Origin of the sequence: uncultured Caballeronia sp. (genome assembly GCF_964243625.1) — a bacterium.
Lineage (GTDB): Bacteria > Pseudomonadota > Gammaproteobacteria > Burkholderiales > Burkholderiaceae > Caballeronia.
On sequence record NZ_CAXTGZ010000389.1, the window covers coordinates 1 to 5,899 of the forward strand.

Consider the following 5,899-nt stretch of genomic DNA (forward strand, 5'->3'; position numbering starts at 1 on the left):
AGCAAAACACTTGAGCCGTTGAAAGGGTTTGCGCACATCTCGACCGGTTTTTTTTCCAGTGGCGGAAGGACTTTGAATCCGGTGGCGCGATACGCTAAAAGATGCAAACGTTAGCGTGGTTTGAAAGCGCACAGCGGTCATGCGGGTTCGGGGTTCCCATATCGGTCAGGCAATTAAACAGCCATGCGCGTACAGTCGCAATTTGCGAAAGAAAATTTGCCGCGGGTCAATGCAGGATCGAACATCGGGGGCCGATGATGCGTGTCACCAAGTCTCTCAGAACGGCGGCAGGGTTTGCGACAGCATTGTTCGTGCTGTCGCCGGTGCTTGCACGTGCCGAGGCGATCGAGGAACAACTCGATTGCAAATCGTCGGGCCATACGTTTATCAGCGCGCTGTTGGCCGGGGGCGAGATCCAGAGCAAGCCGATGCGCGTCGAATCCAATTCCATCAATGCGTTCCGGCCGGCGCATGGCGTCAAGCTTACGGCCTACGACTACAAGGTTTTCGTGGTGCTGGGTTACCAGAAGGACGATCCCATTTTTGCGCAGGGCAAGGGCACGCCCATCGCGGATTCCGCTTATGGCGTCGTGGTGACCGGCCCTCCCGACGACGTCAGGGATCGCGTGCATCAAGCGGGAAGCAACGCGATCGTGCACGAAATAACGCCTGTCACGACTGCGGTTCTCTGCAAGTCGGAGTGACGGGTTTCTTGAGAGCCTTACGCTCGCACCGCACTATCACGCCAAGGCAAGCGTGCGGATGTAACCGCACGATAGTTCTCGTTGCTGGACAAAGTGGGCCTGCCGCGCCGGAAGCCATCCGTCTGCAAGGTGGTGCTGAACGCGTGCGCCGGTTCATTGGTGTCGAACGCGGGCAGCAAGCCGTGCCGGCTTCGCCGGCCTTGAAATCTACCGCGGCAGATATCCTTTGAGCGTGTCGCGGAATTTCTGGATCAGCGGTTCCTTTGAGCGCCCGCGCCGCAGGATCAGTCCAAATGGCGCCTGATAACCAAATGCTGCCGGTGCAAGCGCGCGCAAACGGCCATTGTCGACCCATGTCTGCGCATAATGCTCCGGCAAGAAGCCAATGAACGCGCCCGACAGAATGAGGATCAACTGTCCTTCCATGCTGTCGACCGTGGCTTCGCTGCGCTTGAAGCCGTGACGCGCAAGCTCGGTCTGGCTCCAGTAAGCGCGGCCGACCATCCGTTGCTGGCTGATGGTCTCGTGCGGTATCTGATGCTCGTTGAAAAGCGGATGAGTGTCGCTGCAATAAAGCCAGTGCTGCTCACGATAAAGCGAGTGATGAACCAGCCCGTTCATGCGCAGATGAAATGCGCCGATAGCAAGATCGAGCCGGTTCCCCAGCACGCTAAGCTGCAATTCGTACGGGCTTTGCACATGCAGATGCAAATGCAGCGCGGGATGTTCGCGCGTGAATGCGCCGATGACTTCGGACAAGGGCAGGGCCTTGTCGCTCACCGTTGAATCCAGCACGCCCAGCTTGATGCTGCCGCGCAACTCGCCGCGCAAGCCGGCGGCGTAACGCTCGAAGCCATCGACTTCGCCGATCAGGCGCAACGCTTCCTGATGAAACTCTTCGCCTTTGGGCGTCAGGCTGAAGCCGCCGCGCCCGCGATGACACAACACCACGCCCACCAGCGATTCAAGCTGGCTCATGTAGGTGCTGATGGCCGATGTAGATAGATTCAGTTCCTGTTGCGCTGCGACGAAACCCTGATGCCGCACCACGCAGATAAAGATGCGCAGCAGGCGTGCTTCAGGCAAGACTGTAGCCACGACCAAGCTCCATGAAAACCGCGACAGATAAAGGCGCCGCGCCGATACTTTAGAAATACCTGAACTAAATATTTCGCACCAGCACTTTGTCGTCATGCCGCACGCATTCAGAATTGGATGCATGCTTGTTCGATGAATGACTGCGAGGGACTTACCATGGAAAAGATCTTTCACCAGCCGCTGGGCGGCAACGAGATGCCGCGCTTCGGGGGTATTGCGACAATGCTGCGCCTGCCGCATCTGCAGTCCGCCGAGGGACTCGATGCCGCGTTCATAGGCGTGCCGCTGGATATCGGTACGTCGTTACGCCCCGGCACGCGTTTCGGGCCGCGCGGCATTCGTGCGGAGTCGGTCATGATCCGCCCTTACAACATGGCGACCGGCGCGGCGCCGTTCGACTCGCTGTCGGTGGCGGATATTGGCGACGTACCCATCAATACCTTCAATCTGCTCGACGCGGTGCGCATCATCGAAGAGCATTACGACGGCATTCTCAAGCACGATGTCAAACCGCTCTCGCTGGGCGGCGACCACACCATCACGCTTCCCATCCTGCGTGCAATGCATCGGAAATACGGCAAGATCGGGCTCGTGCATGTGGATGCGCACGCCGACGTGAACGACCATATGTTTGGCGAGAAGATCGCGCACGGCACGACGTTTCGTCGTGCCGTGGAAGAGGGCCTGCTCGATTGCGAGCGCGTGGTGCAAATCGGTTTGCGGGCGCAGGGTTATACCGCCGACGACTTCAACTGGAGCCGGCGGCAAGGTTTTCGCGTCGTGCAGGCGGAGGAGTGCTGGCACAAATCGCTCGACCCGTTGATGACCGAAGTGCGGCGCAAGGTGGAGGGCGGCCCGGTCTATTTGAGTTTTGACATCGATGGTATCGACCCTGCCTGGGCGCCGGGTACGGGCACGCCGGAAATCGGCGGCCTGACGACGATTCAAGGCATGGAAATCATTCGGGGCTGCCACGGGCTGGACCTGATCGGATGCGATCTGGTGGAGGTGTCGCCACCCTACGACACAACTGGCAATACGTCGCTGCTCGGCGCCAATCTCCTGTATGAAATGCTTTGCGTGCTGCCGGGTGTGATCAGGCGTTAAGCTGTCGGGCACGCGCCACAAGGACAAGGACCCCACCATGCAAACCGCCCCGAACTCGCCTCCCGCCACGGAACAGAAAGTCCGCGAGGACCTCGCCGCGTTGTACCGGCTGGCTGCGCATTTCCGCATGACCGACATGATCGATACGCACATCACCGCGCGCTTGCCCGGCTCGCCCGATGAAAAGCCCGCGTTCCTGATCAATCGGTATGGCGTGCTGTTCCACGAAATGCGGGCATCGGATCTGGTGAAGATCGACTATCAGGGCAAGGTGATCGATGACCGCGCCCGCGACATGCCCGAGCTTTTCAGGGTCAACGCGGCGGGCTTCACCATCCATTCTGCGGTGCATATGGCGCGCCACGACCTGGCGTTTGTGATGCATACGCATACGGCGGCTGGCACGGCGGTGTCCGCGCAGGAGCACGGGCTCCTCCCCATCAGTCAGCACGCGCTGAAGTTCTACGGCAAGCTGGGCTATCACGACTATGAAGGCATCGCGCTCGACTTGGGTGAGCGCGATCGCCTTGTGGCAGACCTTGGCTCGCACAAAGCGATGATCCTGCGCAACCACGGCTTGCTGGCCGGGGGCGCTACGGCCGCGCAAGCGTTCCATGAAATCTACTTCCTCGAGCGCGCGTGTCAGGCCCAGGTCCAGGCCATGGCCGGTGGCACACAACTGCGCTTTCCTCCGGAACATGTCCGTGAACTGACCGCGCGGCAGTTCGAGTCGGAGGGCGCGGACGGCATTACTGAACTCGCATGGCAAGCGGCATTGCGTCTCATCGCCGATACGCAGCCCGACTACCGCTCGTGATCATCCGCAAAATCCGCACATGACCAAGCTCGTATTCATCAGCAGCGGTTACGACATGTCGCCGCTCGCTCCGGCGATCATCGCCGCGGCGCCGGAACTCGAAGTCCATGCATTCGGTACGCATGAAGCGAATGACGCACAAGTGGCCGTGTGCTGGAAACCTCCGGCCGGCGCGTTGCGCTCGCTGCCGAATCTGAGGCTCGTGCATGGCGTGGCGGCTGGCGTAGATAACATTCTCTGCGATCCGCATTTTCCCGCGGTTCCGCTATGCCGTGTGGTCGACCCCGATCAGGCGCGCGCCATGAGCGAATATGTGATGTGGGGCGTGCTGCATTTTCATCGTCGATTCGATCAGGTTCTGGCCAATCAGCGTCACGCGTCATGGACGTTGCCTGAGCAAACGCGTGCGAGCGATTGCACCGTCGGTGTGATGGGACTGGGGGAGATTGGCTCGCGCGTCGCGCTGGATTTGCTGCGCGCCGGTTTTTCCGTGGCGGGCTGGTCGCGCAGTCCCAAGCACCTGCCTGGCGTTGCAACGTTCAATGGCCGCGGCGCGTTGCCTGCTTTCCTCGAACGTATCGATACGCTCGTTTGTTTGCTGCCGCTGACAAGCGAAACGCGAGGTCTGCTCAACGCGGATCTTTTCAGGCAGTTGCGCCCCGGTACGAAACTGATTCATGTCGGCCGGGGCGAACATCTGGACGCCGAAGCATTATTGAGTGCACTGGACAGCGGTCAGGTCGGCGGCGCGCTGGTGGATGTATTCCCGAACGAGCCACTTCCTTCCGACGACCCGCTCTGGCAGCACCCGAAAGTCATCGTCACGCCACACATGGCGGCGATCTCCACGCTGGATACCATCGGCTCGCAGATTGCGCAAAACGTGCGCCGGATGGTGCGCGGCGAACCGTTGCTCAACCAGGTCGATATCGCGCGCCACTAAGCTGCGCGGCCGCGTGTCGAGCCAGCTTGCCGCCGGCTCAGCGAACCAGCTTGCCTTTTTCATCGATGATCCGTTCGCCGTCTTCCTTGGCGAACGGACCTTTTTGCGCGGCCGAAAGAATCTCCAGAAGTTTCTCCGATGGCCGGCATAAACGCGTGCCCTCAGGCGTCACCACGAACGGACGATTGATCAGGATGGGATGCGCCACCATGGCGTCGAGCAATTGCTCGTCGGTCAGCGTTGCATCGGCGAGTTCGAGCTGCACGAATACAGCTTCTTTTTCGCGAAGCGCATCGCGCACGCCAAGCCCCGCGTCCTGAATGAGCCTGGTCAGCGCGGCGCGATCGGGCGGCGTCTTCAGATACTCGATGACCTTCGGTTCGATCCCCGCATTGCGGATCAGCGCAAGCGTGTTGCGCGACGTGCCGCATAACGGGTTGTGATAGATCGTGATGTCCATGTCGTCGTCTCCCTTACCTCTCAAAGTGCAACCGGCCGGTTTTCATTTCCGGAATAATTGAAATGAAAGGATTCTTGTCGATGCAGCATAAGCAGATGCTATGACAGTTTACTCAAGTGACAGGTGGGATTGCCGTTAAAGGGTACGAGTCGGGGAACATTGCCGGCTCCGGTTGCGCTCGTGGCACGGGTGTGCGCCGCCGCTTGCTAACAGTATCGAGACAACTGAGACATGAACATACTTTCGACGATCAAGGGCCGCCTCGGCATTGCCATGGCGTTTTTGGGGCTGTTGCTGGTGGTTATCGGCGGCTTGGGGCTGTGGGGCATGAGCCTGGGTAATCAAACCACGCGCAGCCTCTTCACCAATGAAATGCCCAGCGCGGTCTCCGCCGGCAACGCGGAGATGTTCACCGCGCGTGAGCGGCTCAGCTTCGACCGAGCAGCCCTGCTGGTCGGCAAGCCCGCGGCGGAAACGGCAATTGGACGCGGCACATTGATGCGCGAACGCGCAGACAAGGAATGGGCCCGCTACGCCGCGTTGCCGCAAGGACCCGGCGAAAAGGAAATGGCCGATGCGTTCCAGGCCAAGCGTCTCGAACTGCAGAAAATGCTCGACGATGGCTACGCGAATGTCCGCGCAAATGACGCCGAGAAGATCGTTGCATCGGCGGAAGCCATGCAGGTCAAGTTCAACGAACTGGCCACCATCGGCGAATCGCTGCGCAAGTACCAGTTCGATTCGGCGAAGAGCGACTTCGAACTCTCGCA

General features: G+C 60.1%; 7 protein-coding genes. 5 read left to right on the plus strand and 2 right to left on the minus strand.

Features of this window, described 5'->3' with window-relative positions:
- The first annotated feature begins 254 nt into the window (after positions 1 to 254).
- The gene (locus ACFFAR_RS22535; RefSeq protein WP_236873460.1) at positions 255 to 704 is read left to right on the plus strand and encodes a hypothetical protein; all 450 of its coding nucleotides are present in this window, start codon (positions 255 to 257) and stop codon (positions 702 to 704) included.
- Between the two features lie 207 nt (positions 705 to 911).
- On the opposite strand, the gene ACFFAR_RS22540 is transcribed toward ACFFAR_RS22535, so the two are convergent.
- Positions 912 to 1,802: a LysR substrate-binding domain-containing protein gene (locus ACFFAR_RS22540; RefSeq protein WP_174364147.1), complete on the minus strand. Its 891-nt coding sequence runs from the start codon at positions 1,800 to 1,802 to the stop codon at positions 912 to 914.
- A 156-nt stretch (positions 1,803 to 1,958) separates the two neighbouring features.
- On the opposite strand from ACFFAR_RS22540, the gene speB reads away from it, so the two are divergent.
- The 3 genes from speB to ACFFAR_RS22555 are packed head-to-tail and all read left to right on the plus strand — an operon-like array spanning position 1,959 to position 4,669.
- Positions 1,959 to 2,909: an agmatinase gene (gene speB / locus ACFFAR_RS22545; RefSeq protein ID WP_062171394.1), complete on the plus strand. Its 951-nt coding sequence runs from the start codon at positions 1,959 to 1,961 to the stop codon at positions 2,907 to 2,909.
- 37 nt (positions 2,910 to 2,946) lie between these two features.
- Complete coding sequence (locus tag ACFFAR_RS22550) at positions 2,947 to 3,726, plus strand: class II aldolase/adducin family protein (protein WP_174364148.1); 780 nt, start codon at positions 2,947 to 2,949, stop codon at positions 3,724 to 3,726.
- Positions 3,727 to 3,745: 19 nt separating this feature from the next.
- Complete coding sequence (locus ACFFAR_RS22555) at positions 3,746 to 4,669, plus strand: NAD(P)-dependent oxidoreductase (protein WP_174364149.1); 924 nt, start codon at positions 3,746 to 3,748, stop codon at positions 4,667 to 4,669.
- A 37-nt stretch (positions 4,670 to 4,706) separates the two neighbouring features.
- Here the strand turns inward: ACFFAR_RS22555 and arsC are convergent, their stop codons facing one another.
- Positions 4,707 to 5,129, minus strand: a complete 423-nt coding sequence (arsC, locus tag ACFFAR_RS22560; RefSeq protein WP_062003246.1) for an arsenate reductase (glutaredoxin) — start codon at positions 5,127 to 5,129, stop codon at positions 4,707 to 4,709.
- A 231-nt stretch (positions 5,130 to 5,360) separates the two neighbouring features.
- Here arsC and ACFFAR_RS22565 point away from each other — a divergent pair.
- The coding region (locus ACFFAR_RS22565; RefSeq protein WP_375508502.1) for a Tar ligand binding domain-containing protein at positions 5,361 to 5,899 on the plus strand (539 nt) is incomplete at its 3' end.

Bases quoted from the DNA above. Each gene is read 5' to 3' on its own strand.
- arsC (WP_062003246.1), bottom strand. From the start codon at position 5,129: ATGGACATCACGATCTATCACAACCCGTTATGCGGCACGTCGCGCAAC.
- ACFFAR_RS22555 (WP_174364149.1), top strand. From the start codon at position 3,746: ATGACCAAGCTCGTATTCATCAGCAGCGGTTACGACATGTCGCCGCTC.
- ACFFAR_RS22550 (WP_174364148.1), top strand. From the start codon at position 2,947: ATGCAAACCGCCCCGAACTCGCCTCCCGCCACGGAACAGAAAGTCCGC.
- speB (WP_062171394.1), top strand. From the start codon at position 1,959: ATGGAAAAGATCTTTCACCAGCCGCTGGGCGGCAACGAGATGCCGCGC.
- ACFFAR_RS22535 (WP_236873460.1), top strand. From the start codon at position 255: ATGATGCGTGTCACCAAGTCTCTCAGAACGGCGGCAGGGTTTGCGACA.